This is a genomic window from Paenibacillus endoradicis (assembly GCF_024721975.1).
Window position 1 is genome coordinate 1 of sequence record NZ_JANQBB010000008.1, and the last position, 16,619, is coordinate 16,619.

A 16,619-nucleotide genomic window follows, 5' to 3' on the forward strand; every position below is an offset into this window, starting at 1 on the left:
CCAGTAGCACCGGTAGCCCCAGTAGCCCCAGTCGCGCCAGTCACTCCGGTTGCGCCATCAGCCCCAGTAGCCCCAGTAGCCCCAGTAGCCCCAGTAGCCCCAGTAGCCCCAGTAGCACCAGTAGCACCGGTAGCCCCAGTAGCCCCAGTCGCGCCAGTCACTCCGGTTGCGCCATCAGCCCCAGTAGCCCCAGTAGCCCCAGTAGCACCGGTAGCCCCAGTAGCCCCAGTCGCGCCAGTCACTCCGGTTGCGCCATCAGCCCCAGTAGCCCCAGTAGCCCCAGTAGCACCGGTAGCCCCAGTAGGTCCAGTCGCGCCAGTCACTCCGGTTGCGCCATCAGCCCCAGTAGCCCCAGTAGGTCCAGTCGCGCCAGTAGCTCCGTCAGCCCCAGTCGCGCCGGTAGGTCCAGTCGCGCCAGTAGCTCCGTCAGTACCAGTAGCACCGGTAGGTCCAGTCGCGCCAGTAGCTCCGTCAGTACCAGTAGCACCGGTAGGTCCAGTAGCACCAGTAGGTCCAGTCGCGCCAGTCACTCCGGTTGCGCCATCAGCGCCAGTAGCTCCGTCAGTACCAGTAGCCCCAGTAGCCCCAGTAGGTCCAGTCGCGCCAGTAGCTCCGTCAGTACCAGTAGCCCCAGTAGGTCCAGTCGCGCCAGTAGCTCCGTCAGTACCAGTAGCTCCGTCAGTACCAGTAGCCCCAGTAGGTCCAGTCGCGCCAGTAGCTCCGTCAGTACCAGTAGCCCCAGTAGGTCCAGTCGCGCCAGTAGCTCCGTCAGCCCCAGTCGCGCCGGTAGGTCCAGTCGCGCCAGTAGCTCCGTCAGTACCAGTAGCCCCAGTAGGTCCAGTCGCGCCAGTAGCTCCGTCAGTACCAGTAGCACCGGTAGGTCCAGTAGCACCAGTAGGTCCAGTCGCGCCAGTAGCTCCGTCAGTACCAGTAGCACCGGTAGGTCCAGTAGCCCCAGTAGGTCCAGTCGCGCCAGTAGCTCCGTCAGTACCAGTAGCACCGGTAGGTCCAGTCGCGCCAGTAGCTCCGTCAGTACCAGTAGCACCGGTAGGTCCAGTAGCCCCAGTCACTCCGGTTGCGCCATCAGCGCCAGTAGCTCCGTCAGTACCAGTAGCCCCAGTAGCCCCAGTAGGTCCAGTCGCGCCAGTAGCTCCGTCAGTACCAGTAGCCCCAGTAGCCCCAGTAGGTCCAGTCGCGCCAGTAGCTCCGTCAGTACCAGTAGCACCGGTAGGTCCAGTAGCACCAGCGGCACCAGTAGGTCCAGCCGCACCAGTAGCTCCGTCAGCCCCAGTAGCACCAGCCGCGCCAGTAGCTCCGTCAGCGCCAGTAGCACCAGCGGCACCAGTAGGTCCAGCCGCACCAGTAGCTCCGTCAGCCCCAGTAGCACCAGCCGCGCCAGTAGCTCCGTCAGCACCAGTAGCACCAGTAGCGCCAGCGGCACCAGTAGCACCAGCCGCGCCAGTAGCTCCATCAGCACCAGTAGCGCCAGCCGCGCCAGTAGCCCCAGCGGCACCAGTAGCGCCGTCAGCACCAGTAGCCCCAGCTGCGCCAGTAGCCCCAGCTGCGCCAGTAGCCCCAGTAGCGCCGTCAGCTCCATCAGCACCAGTAGCGCCAGCCGCGCCAGTAGCCCCAGCGGCACCAGTAGCTCCGTCAGCACCAGTAGCCCCAGCTGCGCCAGTAGCCCCAGCTGCGCCAGTAGCCCCAGTAGCGCCGTCAGCTCCAGCCGCACCAGTAGCCCCAGTAGCGCCATCAGCCCCAGTAGCGCCATCAACCCCAGCTGCGCCAGTAGCCCCAGCTGCGCCAGTAGCGCCGTCAGCCCCAGTAGCACCAGCCGCGCCAGTAGCTCCGTCAGCGCCAGTAGCACCAGCGGCACCAGTAGGTCCAGCCGCACCAGTAGCTCCGTCAGCCCCAGTAGCACCAGCCGCGCCAGTAGCTCCGTCAGCACCAGTAGCCCCAGTAGCGCCATCAGCCCCAGCTGCGCCAGTAGCTCCGTCAGCCCCAGTAGCACCAGCCACGCCAGTAGCTCCGTCAACCCCAGTAGCCCCAGCGGCACCAGTAGCTCCGTCAGCACCAGTAGGTCCAGCCGCGCCAGTAGCTCCGTCAGCACCAGTAGGTCCAGCCGCGCCAGTAGCACCAGTAGCCCCAGTAGGACCTACTGGAATTGTAGGCAACTCAATACTTACGATAGCAGAACCTTGCGTAACAGTAATATCTAATGTTGTAGATTCAAAAGATAGAGTCTGGCCTAATAGCACTGTTGCCGTATCCCCAGTAGGACCTTCGACAGTGAATAATACTTGACTTGTATCAAATACTCCAGTAGCCCCAGTAGGTCCAGCAGGTCCTGTTGGTCCAGGAGGACCTCCCGAAGGTCCAGTAGCTCCCGAAGGTCCAGTAGCTCCTGCAGGTCCAGTAGCCCCAGTAGGTCCAGCAGGTCCAGCTACAGAGATTACTTCGTAATCTGGTGATTGTCCTGGAATACCATGAGGAGGAGAATGTGTTACAACATAGAGTACGCCGTCATAAGAAACAACTTGCCCTACTTGGTAATAATGAGCATATCTCGGATCAAATGGCACGATGTCAGTAAGCCCAATTCCTGGAGGTCCTGGAGGTCCTGGAGGACCCGGAGGACCTGTAGGTCCACGACGACCTGGTGTAGGATGAATCCCACTGATTGTTACTTCTCTAGATTTGTAATTCTTTTCCTGAATCTTATCAATTTGTTTTTTATTGGACTTAGTATCCAAAAAAACACCTCCCTTAGAACTTCTGTATCATACGCGGAAGGCAGTAGATGCGTATGTGTGTATATCCTATCTTTTCACAAAATAATAGCCTAATAGTATAGTAGACTATAGCAACTAAAGATAGTTTAATAATTAGAAAGGACTGCCATACCGTAGTTTATACAGTGAGGCAGCCCTATTTATTTGCAAAAATAAATTAGTTAATAGATAAACCGGCGCTTCCGTATCCTGCAATAACTGTAGCAACATCCAAACCACTAGTAACGGTTGAAGAGAACACTAATAATAGACGAGTTCCTTGAGTGATTGGGATACTTAAGCCAGTCGTATTGCCACTGCTGATAGTACCTATTGCAAGGATTCCACTTAGTGCAGGAGATAATGTTACAATGGCACCAGGAATGGGGCTGAAAATATTATTTGGTGTAGTTGAACTAAATAGTTGAGCAGTTAAAGTAATTGTTGACCCGATAAGTGAAAGTGCAGCTGTTGTACTGAAATATGCAGACATACTTGTAATAATGCCATCTCTAGGAACTGAGAATGCCATGTTCAGCAATAATCCGGTCGATCCAGTTAGATCGATATTAGCACCTACGAGTGTTACGCCTACAGCAGAATTGCCAAATCCAATAAGTGATTTACTGTTAAGGAGACCGCCTAAAACTGTCGTAAGTGAGACAGGTAACCCTGAAGAGTAAGGTATTATCGCACTTGCTCCTGCCAAGCCAGTGGCACCAGTCGTACCAGTCGCGCCAGTAGCTCCATCAGTACCAGTAGCACCAGTAGCACCAGTCGTACCAGTAGCACCAGTAGCACCAGTCGTACCAGCGGCACCAGTAGCACCAGTCGTACCAGCGGCACCAGTAGCACCAGTAGCGCCAGCAACACCAGTAGCTCCAGTGGCACCAGTAGCTCCAGTAGCGCCAGCAACACCAGTGGCACCAGTAGCGCCAGCAACACCAGTGGCACCAGTAGCGCCAGCAGGCCCAGTAACACCAGTGGCACCAGTAGCGCCAGCAGGACCAGTAGCCCCAGCGGCACCAGTAGCGCCAGCAGGACCAGTAGCGCCAGCAGGACCAGTAGCGCCAGCGGCGCCAGTAGCGCCAGCGGCGCCAGTAGCGCCAGCAGGACCAGTAGCGCCAGCAGGACCAGTAGCGCCAGCGGCGCCAGTAGCGCCAGTAGCGCCAGTAGCGCCAGCAGGACCAGTAGCGCCAGCAGGACCAGTAGCCCCAGCGGCGCCAGTAGCGCCAGCAGGACCAGTAGCCCCAGCGGCGCCAGTAGCGCCAGCAGGACCAGTAGCCCCAGCGGCGCCAGTAGCGCCAGCAGGACCAGTAGCCCCAGCGGCGCCAGTAGCGCCAGCAGGCCCAGTAGCGCCAGCAGGACCAGTATCCCCAGCGGCGCCAGTAGCGCCAGCAGGACCAGTAGCCCCAGCGGCGCCAGTAGCGCCAGCAGGCCCAGTAGCGCCAGCAGGCCCAGTAGCGCCAGCGGCGCCAGTAGCGCCAGCAGGACCAGTAGCGCCAGCAGGACCAGTAGCGCCAGCAGGACCAGTAGCGCCAGTAGCGCCAGCAGGACCAGTAGCCCCAGCGGCACCAGTGGCACCAGCAGCGCCAGTAGCCCCAGTAGCTCCGTTAGTACCAGCAGGCCCCGAAGGTCCAGTGGCACCAGTAGGTCCAGGAGGACCTCCCGAAGGTCCAGTGGCACCAGTAGGCCCAGTAGCTCCGTCTAATCCGTCAGTCCCTGGATAACCTCGAGGTCCTTGAGGTCCTGGTGGCCCCGGAGGACCAGTAGGTCCACGACGACCTGGTGTAGGATGAATGCCGCTAATTATTACATTTTTCACCTCGGATCCCTTGGGTTGACTCTTATCAATTTGTTTTTTATTAGTCTTAGTATCCAAAAAAACACCTCCCTTTGAACTTCTATATCATACGGATAAGGTGTTAGAAGCGTATGTGTGAATGTCCTCTTATCTCGAAATAAATAATAGCCTAATAGACTAGATTTTGATCTATCAATATTTTCAACATAATAAAGTATACTAGAAGATTACATTTCTAGTATTTCGGGTGCACTTCAATAATGGGGGAATTTCATGTGTATACACTGATATGACTTGTTAAGCTAGTTCACTTGTTTTTATCTATGTTCAATGACAGAGGCAGAGTTATTATTAGACACTAAATTCACTAAAGGAGCGTAGGGGCTCCTTTAGTACTAGATAATATTGAGATCTCAGATGTATCTTCTGAAACTCTCGCTGTGTTTCCTGAAAGGACAAATATCGCGCCATCTATACCCATTCGCAATTACTATAAACAATATTATTAATAATATGACTTGCCGAATATGGATTCAAATACACAGGATGTCGAAGCGAATAATAGATATTGTTTTGATCGATTAGATTGGCAACATTTCCTTGTGTTATAAATCATCGATTGACTACCCAATCTGTCGATGATGCCGCTTGAGGTGTTACATAAATCGTATTATTAGATAGTCTATGATTGGTTAAGTCAAGTTGAATGAATTCAACAGCTAAAGAATATCTTCGAATAAAAAATTATCCCCAGTGACTATTGTTCCTCCAGGATTATTCAGTAGTTATGTTTGATATCAATTTATCTAACCAACTATTTCAAAGAGTACGAATCAATAAGGGAGTGGCTGATTAGGTAACGCATAAAAAGCCAGAAATCGTAAATGAATATGAGCGAAATGGAAATACTATAAATGTTGTTTTTCTGTTTTAATTGTGCTAAATGAACGTTCGTAATAAAGAGTAAATTGTAACATTGACACACGACAGTGATAATAATATAATTAACTTATAAAAAGTAAGTAACTATAGTAAACGGAGGATGTTATTATGACATTTATAATAAATGAAAATATTTCTCTTGGTGTTGTTAAGTTAAAAGTAGAAAATTTGGCACGATCAATCTCGTTCTATGAAAAAGTGATTGGACTCAAATCTATAAATGTATCTAATAAATCAGCTCAGTTAACGGCAGATGGAACAACAATTTTGGTTGAGCTTGAGGAAATTGAAAATGTATACACGGGATCGCATCGAGGACATAGTGGTTTGTATCACTTTGCTTTGTTATTACCTACTCGTAAGGCATTAGGAAGTATACTACGTCATCTAATAGAACAACGCATTCAACTTGGTCAAGCGGATCATATGGTAAGTGAAGCATTATATTTATCCGATCCAGATAATAATGGGATTGAAATTTATAGAGATCGACCGCGCTCTGAGTGGCAATATGATAGTAATAACATGGTGAAGATGGCTTCTGATCCAATAGATTGGGAAGGTCTGTTAAGAGATAGTGAAGGTGAAGTCTTTAATGGAATTGATGTAGAAACTGTAATGGGGCATATTCACTTACATGTCGCAGATTTGAAGAAAGCTGATGAATTCTATAATAATATTCTTGGTTTTTCTCTTGAATTAGATTGGTCTGCTAATGGAGCATTATTTGCCGGTGCTGGTGGTTATCATCATCATATTGGACTTAATATTTGGAATGGTCGAGGTGCAACACCGCTACCTGATAATGCAACAGGTTTAGAATATTTCACAATCAAAATTCCTAGCGATGGAGATCGTGAGCTAATTGCTGAACGTTTAGAAAAAGCTGGTTATCCGGTTCTTAAGAGTGAAGGATATATGTACGTTGTTGATCCATTCGGAATAGGTATTAGATTGCAATAAACAACGATAGAAAAGAGCTGGTTTATTGTGGGCTTCACTACAATAGACCAGCTCTTTGTACATATAAAGGAAGTTCAAAAATCAGACTTTGATAGCGAAGATTGGCTTCGTAGTGTACTCGACATCGAATATGAAGCTTTACTTGGGAAGTCCGGTACGCGTGTACCAACCACGTACACTTGCGTTTCCTCCTTCCACAAGTAGCGCCTCATCTTCTCGACTCTAAAAGCCCGCTTTTTGAACCTTTATTGAAAGTGGAAGTTCAAAAATCAGACTTTGATAGCGAAGATTGGCTTCGTAGTGTACTCGACATCGAATATGAAGCTTTACTTGGGAAGTCCGGTACGCGTGTACCAACCACGTACACTTGCGTTTCCTCCTTCCACAAGTAGTGTCTCATCTTCTTGACTTTCGAAAGCCCGCTTTTTGAACATGTTCATATCATTTTGATAAACGTTGGCTGTATTTGAACGGTTCGCTTTATTAATAAGATGAGTTATAATGTACAAAATTACTATCATGATAAGCCTAAGGAAGGAAGTAATGTTTTGAATAGAGATAATAGTAACCTATTAAGAAATATAGCCTCTTCTGCCAAAAGAGAGTTAGCGGATATTGTGATTAAAAATGGTAAAATTGTTGATGTTTTTAATCAAGAATTATTAGAGGGCGATGTTGCCATTACGGCTGGAATTATCGTTGGAATTGGGGAATACGAAGGTAAAGTTGTAATAGATGCTAACAATAAGTATATTGCTCCAGGTTTTATTGATGGACATGTTCATATAGAATCAGCAATGCTTACTCCTGTGGAATATTCTCATGTTGTTCTACCTCATGGTGTTACAACAGTTATTGCAGATCCGCATGAAATTGCTAATGTAAGTGGAGAAGATGGAATTGACTATATGCTTACATCTTCTGAAGATATAGCACTCGATGTATATTATATGTTGCCATCTTGTGTTCCGGCAGTTTCATTCGAGAATGCTGGTGCTACATTAACTGCAGAGCAGCTTGAACCATATTATCAACACCAACGAGTGATTGGTTTAGGTGAGGTTATGAATGCACCAGGAGTTATTTCTGGAGATCCTGCTGTTATGAATAAATTACAATCTGCAACAGCTCATCATAAACACATTGATGGACATGCTGCAGGGCTCGATAAAGAAGCTATAAATGTATATATGACTGCGGGTATTCGTACGGATCATGAATGTACGACTCCACAAGAAGTTCGTGACAGGTTACAACGCGGAATGTATGTCATGTTACGTGAAGGATCTGCTGCAAGAAACTTACGTGAAATTATAAAAGCAGTGAATGCTAAAAATGCTAGAAGATGTTTGTTTGTAACGGATGATAAACATTTGGATGATTTAGTGAATGAAGGAAGTATTGATTTTAATGTTCGTCTTGCTATTGAAGAAGGAATCGACCCGATATTAGCTATTCAGATGGCTACATTGAATGCTGCGGAATGTTTTGGGCTTAAAGATCGTGGTGCCATTGCACCGGGTTATATTGCAGACATATTGCTACTCGATAGTATCGAAGAGATCTCTATTTCGCATGTATATAAAGCGGGTCAATTGGTAGCACAAGATAGCAAATATGTTGGACCTGTTGTGCATGCAGCTGATCCAATAGAGAAGATGATATCGAGTATTAATATTAGACCAATTACGAAACAAAATTTAGAGCTTTCAATTACTAACGCTACGAAACAAGCCAATATTATTGGTATTATTCCTAATAGTATTGAAACAAAACATCTCATTGAAGAAGTTGATGTGAATGAATCGTTACACTTCCAACCATCAATAGAGAAAGATCATCTGAAAATGGTCGTAGCTGAACGCCATAATGCGCTAGGAACGGTTGGCGTAGCGATATTGAAGGGGTTAGGTATTACTTCAGGAGCAATTATTGCAACGATTGCACATGATTCTCATAATATCGTAGCGGTAGGAGCAAATGATGAAGATATATTGTTCGGTATTGATGTTATAGAGCAATTAAAGGGTGGCATTGTCATCGTAGATCAAGGCAAAGTACTCGCATCAGTCTCATTACCGATTTCTGGGTTAATGTCTAATCAAAAATTTGAATATGTATATGAGCAACTAGATAATCTGAACAAAGCACTGTGTGATATTGGATTCAATCAAAATTTCAATCCATTTCTTACATTATCATTTCTTGCACTGCCAGTTATTCCAGAGCTGAAACTTACGGATCAAGGTTTATTCAAAGTAAGTGAGTTTACTCATATTAAAGTTGAAGTATAATTGAACAATAATAGCCATCGCAATGTACTGCATTTGCGATGGCTATTATAATGTTAGAAATTATAGAAGAAAACTAGTTTATTTTACATAGCTTTCGAAAATTTCAAGTACTTGCTCTTGGTCATGTGAGATAGAGTAAAGCACATATTTACCTTGACGAACAATTTGATAATTTTTTGCGTTTTCATATTGATCTTGTAAATATTTTTCGAATGTAGCTTGCACATCTTCAGCGCGTTTTGTCAAAGCAGCTTTCACTGTATCGTAGTCAGATTCATTTTTTAATTTAATAATAGCAAGGTCAGCTGCCTTAACATTCATCATTGCTACTTGGAAGATACCTTCTTCAACATATTTACCACTATCAAGATAGAATACATCGGAAATTGCTTCTCCAGTCATTTCCATCATGGAAGAAAACTGTACATCTTTTATAATTTGTGCACTTATTTTACTAATATCAACACTAGCTGGTACTTCCGGCTTAGCAGTAGGTTTAGCTGTTGGTTTAGCAGTTGGCTTAGCAGTAGGTTTAGCTGTTGGTTTAGGTGTTGCAGTAGGTTTAGCAGTTGGCTTAGCTGTAGCCGTTGGTTTTACTGTTGCAGTTGGCTTCGTTGATGCCTCAGGTTTATCAGATGTACTAGGCTTTTCAGTCGGGACTAGTGTTGGTGTAGCTGTTGCTGTAGTATCAGGTGTTGTAGTTGGTTCGGAAGTTGGTTGAGTTTCCTCATCTGTAGTGATGTCTTCTTCGCCTTGGTCAGTATTTGAATTATTATCTACTGCGTTATCATCAGCCGATATGTTTCCAGGTGTGGCTGTTGGGACAGGAACACTATTATTAGCATTGCTCCCACATCCACTAAGTACAATCGTTAGAGCGATAAGTAAAGTGGCTGTCGATTTCCAAATATGTTTTTTCTGTTTCATGTGCAAGTAGGCTCCTTTTTCATATATGTCACAACTAGAGACGCAAACTAATATATAAAGGTTGCACTTATTATTAATTTCACTTAATTATTTAGATGTAACATATAATAAGGGGAACTAAAGATAATATCCGTAAATTATTCACTTTCAATAGTTATATAAGGTAGAATGGACTTGCGACGATTATAAATAATAAAAGATATTTTGGGGTGCTGAATATGATGAAATGGGATGGCCATACACATACACAATTTTGCTATCATGGTAATGATGCTCCATTAGAAAAATATGTAGAACAGGCGATTGCATTAGGTTTCACTCGTTATTCTGTAACGGAACATCCGCCCATTCCAGTAGGTTGGGTTAATAACGAATCGTTGTTTCAAGAATTAGCAATGCCTGAACAAGAACTAGAACAATACTTTGCCTACGTTCAGCAAGTGAAGCTGAAGTATCAGGATCAGATCGAAGTAACGATTGGATTGGAATTAGATTACTTACACGGTCGTACAGATTATACTGATGAACTAATTAGTAAGTGGGGACATTTACTTGAAGATGTTGTTTATTCTGTACATTACTTGCCAGGACGAGATGGGATGTATTGTGTTGACTTTACAGCAGAAGATTTCACGAAAAATTTATTGCAATATTATGGTTCAATGGATACATTGATAGATATTTATTTCGATCATGTAGAACTTGCTATTGAGCATGCTAGTAGGCTTAGTATGCGCAAGCGAATTGGTCACTTGAATCTTATTACTAAATTCGCTCATAAGTTACCACCAGTATCTGAACCGCTAATGAGGGAACGTTTGGAGCAATTACTGCCACTTTTACTGGAAAGTGGTGTGGGTGTAGATATTAATGTGGCTGGATTAAGAGTAGCAACATGTGAACAAGCTTATGTTCCTAGTTGGTTTATTACGAAGGCGACAGAATTAGGTATAGAGTGTGTGTATGGATCAGATGCTCATAAGCCTGAACAAGTAGGGTTATTTTGGGATTGGTACGAGCAAAATATGTCTTAACAAAAAAAGGGACCCACAGCAACGGGCTGTGGGTCAATAATTTATATTATTAAAAAGGGGGTCACTTAGAAGTATAGCCAATTAATATTAAGGCAAGATGAATGAAATATTTCATTCATGTTACAAATTAATAATAGATAATTTCTATTAATGAAAATGATATCTATTTTGGAGGAGCTATTGTGAGTATTCAAGATACGATCTTTCACATTGTAGGCGGTATTGCAATTTTTCTATTCGGAATTAAGTACTTATCCGATGGTTTGCAAAAAACTGCAGGTGATAATATACGTCATTGGCTTGCTACCTATACATTTCATCCGTTACTCGGTGTACTTGTCGGAATACTAATTACAATTTTATTTCAAAGCTCCACAGGAGCAATCATATTAATTATCGGATTGATGAATGCTAATATACTTAGTCTAAGACAAGCGATCAGTGTACTTATCGGTGCTAATATTGGTACGACGGTAACGATATTCATGGTTGGTATTGATGTAGAAAGTTATGCATTACCCATCATTACAGTTGGGGTTATTTTACTATTATTCGTCCATTACAAAAGACTACAGTATATCGGTCAAGTTGTATTTGGTTTTGGCGCATTATTTCTAGGACTATCAATCACAAGAAATGGTTTACAATTACTTTCTCTCTCTGATTATATGACCGATTTTATGCTGAATTTATCTGATGTCCCTTTGTTTGGTATTATTACAGGCATAGTATTGACGCTACTATTTACTAGTTCTAATGCTGCGATAGGTGTATTACAAACCATTGCTAATGAAGGACTAGTTCAATTAGATGGTGCGATTCTAATCTTATTAGGTAGTAATATCGGTTCAGCAGTTATTGCTTGTATTGCAGTTATTGGTGCAACGATTAAAGCGAAGCGGGTAGTATTTCTGCATGTCATATACTATGTATGCGGTACGACAATTTTTCTACTATTACAACATCCGATTTATTCTTTTATAGAATGGATAGGGAAAACGTTACAAATCAAAATGCAACTCGCTACTGCTCATGGAATATTCCAACTCATAACGGGAATAATCTTCATTATATTTACACCACTTCTTATTAAGTTAGCTAATACTGTTATTCAGACGCAGCATACTACAGCAGAAGTTATTTTTGGTGCGCAATATCTAGACAAGCGATTACTTGCTACACCAAGCGTTGCGCTAGGACAAGCTCAATATGAGGTCATCCGCATGGGGACGATTGCTCGTGAAACATTGATGCATGCTTCTCATTATTTCTTTGAACAAGATTCACGTTCTGCAAATTTGGCTTTAAAAAAAGAAACATTAGTGAATGAATTAGATCATCAAATTACTGATTATATGGTACGAATTCATCAACATGGACTGACGGCACAAGAATCCGAGAAAGCTACAGGATTACTTCATATCGTTAATGATTTTGAACGTATTGGTGATCATGCAGACAATGTTGTGGAATTAGCTGATTATTGTATTCGCAATCGACTTCAATTTTCTAAAGAAGCCTTAGAACAATTGCATACGATGTTTGATGCAGCAGAGTGGATTATTTCTCGAGTGATATATGCCCTTGAGCAAAATGACAGATCGGCGGCAGCTGATGTATTAGGAAGAGAAGCAGATCTAGACCGTATGGAGCTTGAGTTTCGTACCGGTCATTTCAAGCGGCTTCATGATAATCGTTGTAAAGGTAATGCAGGTGCGATCTTCCTTGATGTTCTGAGTAACTTGGAGCGTATCGGCGATCATAGTAAAAATATAGCTGAATATGTATTGAAATAGAAGAAATGCCCGTTGAGGTTACGACAATGAGATTGTCGCATCACAAAACAAGGCATTTCTTTTTGCTATATATGATCGATATTATTCATTACTTTTCTGCTGTATGAGCTTCCATTGCTGAGATAACAGCTGGAGTTTCATTAACATTACGTTTGAAAGTTGTGAAGTAGCTTCTAAATTCTGCATGTCACCAGTAGTAATCTGAGTAAGTAAGATATCGGCTTGTTCCAGTAATTCATCTAAAGAGTCAGTGAAACTTGTCGGATCTAAATGTACTGCAATTATAGACGCTGCATGCGTAGAAGTTGCATATTGAGTGCTATGATTAACAATGCTAGCCTCATCAACGTGATACGTGTTAGGTACAGTTGCGGTGGAAACATCAGTCGTACCATCTTGATAGGTGGATAGCGGTTGCTGGATCATCTCCGCTTTACGTAGTTCTTCTTGTTCAGCTTTTTCTTGACGTTCTTTCTCACGAGCTAATTTTTCTTTGCGATTCTGTTCGAACACTGACCAGGTTTCTATTAATCCGCGACCGTTTTTCAGTAATAGCTTTTCTTTCGTTGCATCTGAGATGGTCTGGTCCTTAAACAATTTAGCTATTTTTTTAACATCGCTAACAGGTAATTCATCTCTTGCGGCCGTAAGTGCTATAGTATCACGATATTCAAATGGTAAGTCTTTTAATGGCATTAATTGATCTTCCGTCAAACAATCTTTACGAATTTGCGTCCCCCCGACAATAAGTTTCTTAACTGCGTTGCCAAATTTCAATAACTCGCATTTATTTTTAATGTAACTTTCTGGTTTGCCCAACTTACTGGATAATAGCTTCATTGAGCTATGGAAGCGAGCGTCGTTCATTAATTTATGGAATGCTTCAGCTTCTTCAATTGGAGAGAAGTCTTCACGAGTTAAGTTTTCTGCAATTTGTTCGAAGTAGATATCCATCTCATCTGTCGCCGTTGATACAATACACGGAATGGATTCCAGTCCGACCATTAGGGAAGCCTTATAACGACGGTTACCATAAATGATCATGTAGCGACCATTTTCTACGGTGCGTACTTTAATAGGAGAAAGTAGTCCGATTTCAGAAATACTATTTGCTAGTTCTGCAAGTGCTTCTTGACTAAATTGATATCTCGGTTGATCTTTATCTTCATCGATGAGTGATATCGGAATAAGTGTAATATCCATTATCTATCTCCTTATGTAATAATCTCTTGTCTTCTATTGTATCATGTGTGCACTATTTTTGAACTTGCATTTTAAGCACTTGCGTCAGGCGTTATATTCTGATAGCTTGTAGGGATAAGAAATGGTCAAGTATTTCTGGAAAGCTACTGCTTCCGATCTGTTTTATTTGCAGGAAGTAAATCAAGTAGTCAATAAAAAGTATGTAGGAGGCAATTTAAGATGGCATTAGAAATTGAACGGAAATATCTGTTGGAAATATCTTCACAACAGTTAATAGAGCAAGGTATTATTCAACCACAATCTCAGCAACGCATAGAGCAAACCTATATTGCTATGGATGTTGATCAAGAACTTCGCGTTCGACGTATTAAGGATGCGGCTACAGGAAAATACAGCTATACACATACATTTAAAAATGGGGTTGGACTTGCCCGTGAAGAGGTCGAATATGAGATTACTCAAGTGATCTATGATCAAGTAATGACAGCTTTCGGCTATGTTCCGTTAACGAAAGATCGTATTACTGCTATGTGTAATGATATTACTGTAGAAATTGATATTTATGATCAAGTAGATTTTGTAGTTGTTGAGGTTGAATTTGAATCTATGGATGCAGCTAATCAATTTGTTCCTCCGACTTGGTTTGGAGAAGAAATTAGTTTCAATAAAAAATATAGTAACAAGGCAGTTTGGAAGCAACTTCAAAACAAATAATAGTAATTACTGAGAAAGAGGGATCTTATGATTTCATTCGGTATCATTGGAACTAACTTTATTAGTGATCGATTTATAGCAGCAGGCTCAATGCTGACGAATTTCAAAGTTGGAGCAGTATGTTCTCGTTCAATAAACACAGCTCAAAGCTTTGCTAATAAACATAATATCGTTCATTGCTATACAGATGTAGTAGAGATGCTTGATAGCGGTAATATTCAAGCTTTATATATTGCTTCTCCAACGAATTTACATGCTCATTATGCTCAAATAGCTTTAGAGAAAGGTATTCATGTACTTTGTGAGAAGCCTGTTACTTCTAATAGCAAAGAATTGAAACAATTAATTGAAATAGCATCGCGTAAGCAAGTGCTATTTATGGAAGCGATGAAATCAACGACTATGCCAGCTTTTCGACAGGTTGCTGAACATCTTAATGAGATTGGGCAACCAAGACGCTATTTCGCAAGCTACTGTCAGTACTCATCTCGTTACGATGCATACAAAGCAGGCAATGTACTGAATGCATTCAAGCCTGAATATTCTAACGGTGCATTAATGGATATCGGTGTTTATTGTATCTATCCTGCTGTCATGCTATTCGGTAAGCCGAAGTCAGTAAAAGCTTCAGCATTCATGCTTGATTCTGGGGTGGACGGTGAAGGTAGTATTATATTGGAGTACGATGATATGGATGCGGTTGTTATGTATTCAAAAATCTCCAATTCATCATTGCCAGTTGAGATTCAAGGTGAGCAAGGTAATCTGGTGCTAGATCGCGTAAGTGAACCTAGTCGCGTTACATTGATGCCACGTGGTGGTGAGCAAGTCGATCTGAGCTTACCGACGATTGAGCAAGATATGTATTATGAGATCGAACATTTTATCCAATTACTAGAAGAGAATAAGAAGCAATCACCAATTAATTCTTTCGAAAACTCTCTTATTACAATGGAAATAATGGATGAAGCACGTAAGCAGATTGGACTAGTGTTCCCAGCTGATCTGAAGTAATATTATCTAAGACAATAAAAGACATAGCGCTACAAACTCAGCAAAGTAATTCTGCTTGAGCATGTATAAGCTATGTCTTTTTTCTTATTTCTATTTGTAACAATAGCAATCTAAATAAAGATTAAATTCGGTAAGAAGCAAACGGTTCACCATGACGGAAATCTGTACTTATGTTATTCAACTGTTCCATAAGGTGATCATTAATGGATAACTCTAATGCTTCCAAATTAGTTTCTAATTGAGCCACTTTTGTTGCGCCTACGATGACGGTGCTTACAACGGGTTGATGAAGCAACCATGCAATAGCAAGGTTTGAAGGGGCTGTTCCATTTTCATGAGCAAGTTGCTGTAGATCATGACTTAACTTTAATGTCCGCTCTGTTAGGAATCGATTAAAGCTTGGATCAGTTTGTGCACGCGAATTTTCTGGTACTTGATTGGGCGAGGCATACTTTCCTGTTAATATTCCACCAGCCAGTGGGAAGTAGGGAATAATGCCGATACCTTGATCAACACAAAGTGGTATCAGTTCACGTTCTGGTGTTCGATCAGCTAATGAATAACTGACTTGCTGAGAAATATATCTGTTTAACCCTAGTCGATCACTAATTCCTAAAGCCTTCATTAGCTCCCAAGCGTAGTAGTTAGAACAACCGATGTAACGAACTTTCCCTGAAGTAATCATATCTTCAAGGCAACGCAATGTTTCCTCAAGCGGAGTATTTGGGTCGAATGTGTGAATTTGATATAGATCAATATAATCCGTTTGAAGTCGAGTTAGACTAGCTTCTAGTTGTTGCATAAGGTGATGGCGTGATGAACCTTTATGATAAGGGCTTTTTCCCGTAGGAAGCCCTGCCTTTGTAGTAAGAACGATATCATTACGTTTGCCTTGAATCGCATGACCAATAATAGTTTCCGATTGCGATCCTGCGTATATATTCGCTGTGTCGATAAAAGTAATGCCATTATGAATGGCTCTTTCAATAATTAATGAAGAAGTTTGAGCATCTGAACGTTTGCCAAATGCATTTGTTCCAAGCCCAATTGCCGACACCGTTAATCCACTATTACCAAGTTGTTTGTATCTCATTGTATCCTCCTATAACTTTTTCTATCCCGCAAGTAGCGCTCCATCTTCTCGACTCGCGAAAGCCTGC

11 protein-coding genes are annotated in these 16,619 nt (G+C 42.9%); 6 read left to right on the plus strand and 5 right to left on the minus strand.

Going from position 1 to position 16,619, the window contains the following annotated elements; genetic code table 11:
• The coding region (locus NV377_RS25845; protein ID WP_308860205.1) for a collagen-like protein at window positions 1-2,750 on the minus strand (2,750 nt) is incomplete at its 3' end.
• Between the two features lie 196 nt (window positions 2,751-2,946).
• Window positions 2,947-4,650: an exosporium glycoprotein BclB-related protein gene (locus NV377_RS22035; protein ID WP_308860206.1), complete on the minus strand. Its 1,704-nt coding sequence runs from the start codon at window positions 4,648-4,650 to the stop codon at window positions 2,947-2,949.
• A gap of 972 nt (window positions 4,651-5,622) precedes the next feature.
• Between NV377_RS22035 and NV377_RS22040 the strand changes: the two genes are divergently transcribed.
• Both NV377_RS22040 and ade read left to right on the plus strand, forming a co-directional pair.
• The gene (locus NV377_RS22040; RefSeq protein ID WP_258202973.1) at window positions 5,623-6,477 is read left to right on the plus strand and encodes a VOC family protein; all 855 of its coding nucleotides are present in this window, start codon (window positions 5,623-5,625) and stop codon (window positions 6,475-6,477) included.
• Between the two features lie 548 nt (window positions 6,478-7,025).
• Window positions 7,026-8,771: an adenine deaminase gene (gene ade, locus NV377_RS22045; RefSeq protein ID WP_258202974.1), complete on the plus strand. Its 1,746-nt coding sequence runs from the start codon at window positions 7,026-7,028 to the stop codon at window positions 8,769-8,771.
• Window positions 8,772-8,849: 78 nt separating this feature from the next.
• Here the strand turns inward: ade and NV377_RS22050 are convergent, their stop codons facing one another.
• Complete coding sequence (locus tag NV377_RS22050) at window positions 8,850-9,698, minus strand: DUF4358 domain-containing protein (RefSeq protein WP_258202975.1); 849 nt, start codon at window positions 9,696-9,698, stop codon at window positions 8,850-8,852.
• 218 nt (window positions 9,699-9,916) lie between these two features.
• Here NV377_RS22050 and hisJ point away from each other — a divergent pair, with 218 nt between their 5' ends.
• The gene (gene hisJ, locus NV377_RS22055; RefSeq protein WP_258202976.1) at window positions 9,917-10,732 is read left to right on the plus strand and encodes a histidinol-phosphatase HisJ; all 816 of its coding nucleotides are present in this window, start codon (window positions 9,917-9,919) and stop codon (window positions 10,730-10,732) included.
• Window positions 10,733-10,914: 182 nt separating this feature from the next.
• Entirely contained in the window at window positions 10,915-12,528 is a 1,614-nt protein-coding gene (locus tag NV377_RS22060; protein WP_258202977.1) for a Na/Pi cotransporter family protein, read from the plus strand.
• A gap of 81 nt (window positions 12,529-12,609) precedes the next feature.
• Here the strand turns inward: NV377_RS22060 and NV377_RS22065 are convergent, their stop codons facing one another.
• Window positions 12,610-13,731 carry a ParB/RepB/Spo0J family partition protein gene (locus NV377_RS22065; protein WP_258202978.1) on the minus strand — a complete coding sequence of 374 codons (1,122 nt, stop codon included), beginning with the start codon at window positions 13,729-13,731 and terminating at the stop codon, window positions 12,610-12,612.
• A gap of 219 nt (window positions 13,732-13,950) precedes the next feature.
• Here NV377_RS22065 and NV377_RS22070 point away from each other — a divergent pair, with 219 nt between their 5' ends.
• Window positions 13,951-14,445, plus strand: coding sequence for a CYTH domain-containing protein (locus tag NV377_RS22070; protein WP_258202979.1), 495 nt, complete (start codon window positions 13,951-13,953; stop codon window positions 14,443-14,445).
• A 27-nt stretch (window positions 14,446-14,472) separates the two neighbouring features.
• Window positions 14,473-15,459 (plus strand): Gfo/Idh/MocA family protein, encoded by a 987-nt coding sequence (locus NV377_RS22075; protein ID WP_258202980.1) that lies wholly within the window; start codon window positions 14,473-14,475, stop codon window positions 15,457-15,459.
• Window positions 15,460-15,580: 121 nt separating this feature from the next.
• Here NV377_RS22075 and NV377_RS22080 read toward each other — a convergent pair whose 3' ends face one another.
• Window positions 15,581-16,552 (minus strand): aldo/keto reductase, encoded by a 972-nt coding sequence (locus NV377_RS22080; RefSeq protein WP_258202981.1) that lies wholly within the window; start codon window positions 16,550-16,552, stop codon window positions 15,581-15,583.
• Between the last annotated feature and the right edge of the window lie 67 nt (window positions 16,553-16,619).

Excerpts from the sequence above, each read along its gene's own strand:
- NV377_RS22065 (WP_258202978.1), bottom strand. The coding sequence starts at position 13,731 with ATGGATATTACACTTATTCCGATATCACTCATCGATGAAGATAAAGAT.
- NV377_RS22075 (WP_258202980.1), top strand. The coding sequence starts at position 14,473 with ATGATTTCATTCGGTATCATTGGAACTAACTTTATTAGTGATCGATTT.
- NV377_RS22040 (WP_258202973.1), top strand. The coding sequence starts at position 5,623 with ATGACATTTATAATAAATGAAAATATTTCTCTTGGTGTTGTTAAGTTA.
- hisJ (WP_258202976.1), top strand. The coding sequence starts at position 9,917 with ATGATGAAATGGGATGGCCATACACATACACAATTTTGCTATCATGGT.
- NV377_RS22080 (WP_258202981.1), bottom strand. The coding sequence starts at position 16,552 with ATGAGATACAAACAACTTGGTAATAGTGGATTAACGGTGTCGGCAATT.
- NV377_RS22070 (WP_258202979.1), top strand. The coding sequence starts at position 13,951 with ATGGCATTAGAAATTGAACGGAAATATCTGTTGGAAATATCTTCACAA.
- NV377_RS22050 (WP_258202975.1), bottom strand. The coding sequence starts at position 9,698 with ATGAAACAGAAAAAACATATTTGGAAATCGACAGCCACTTTACTTATC.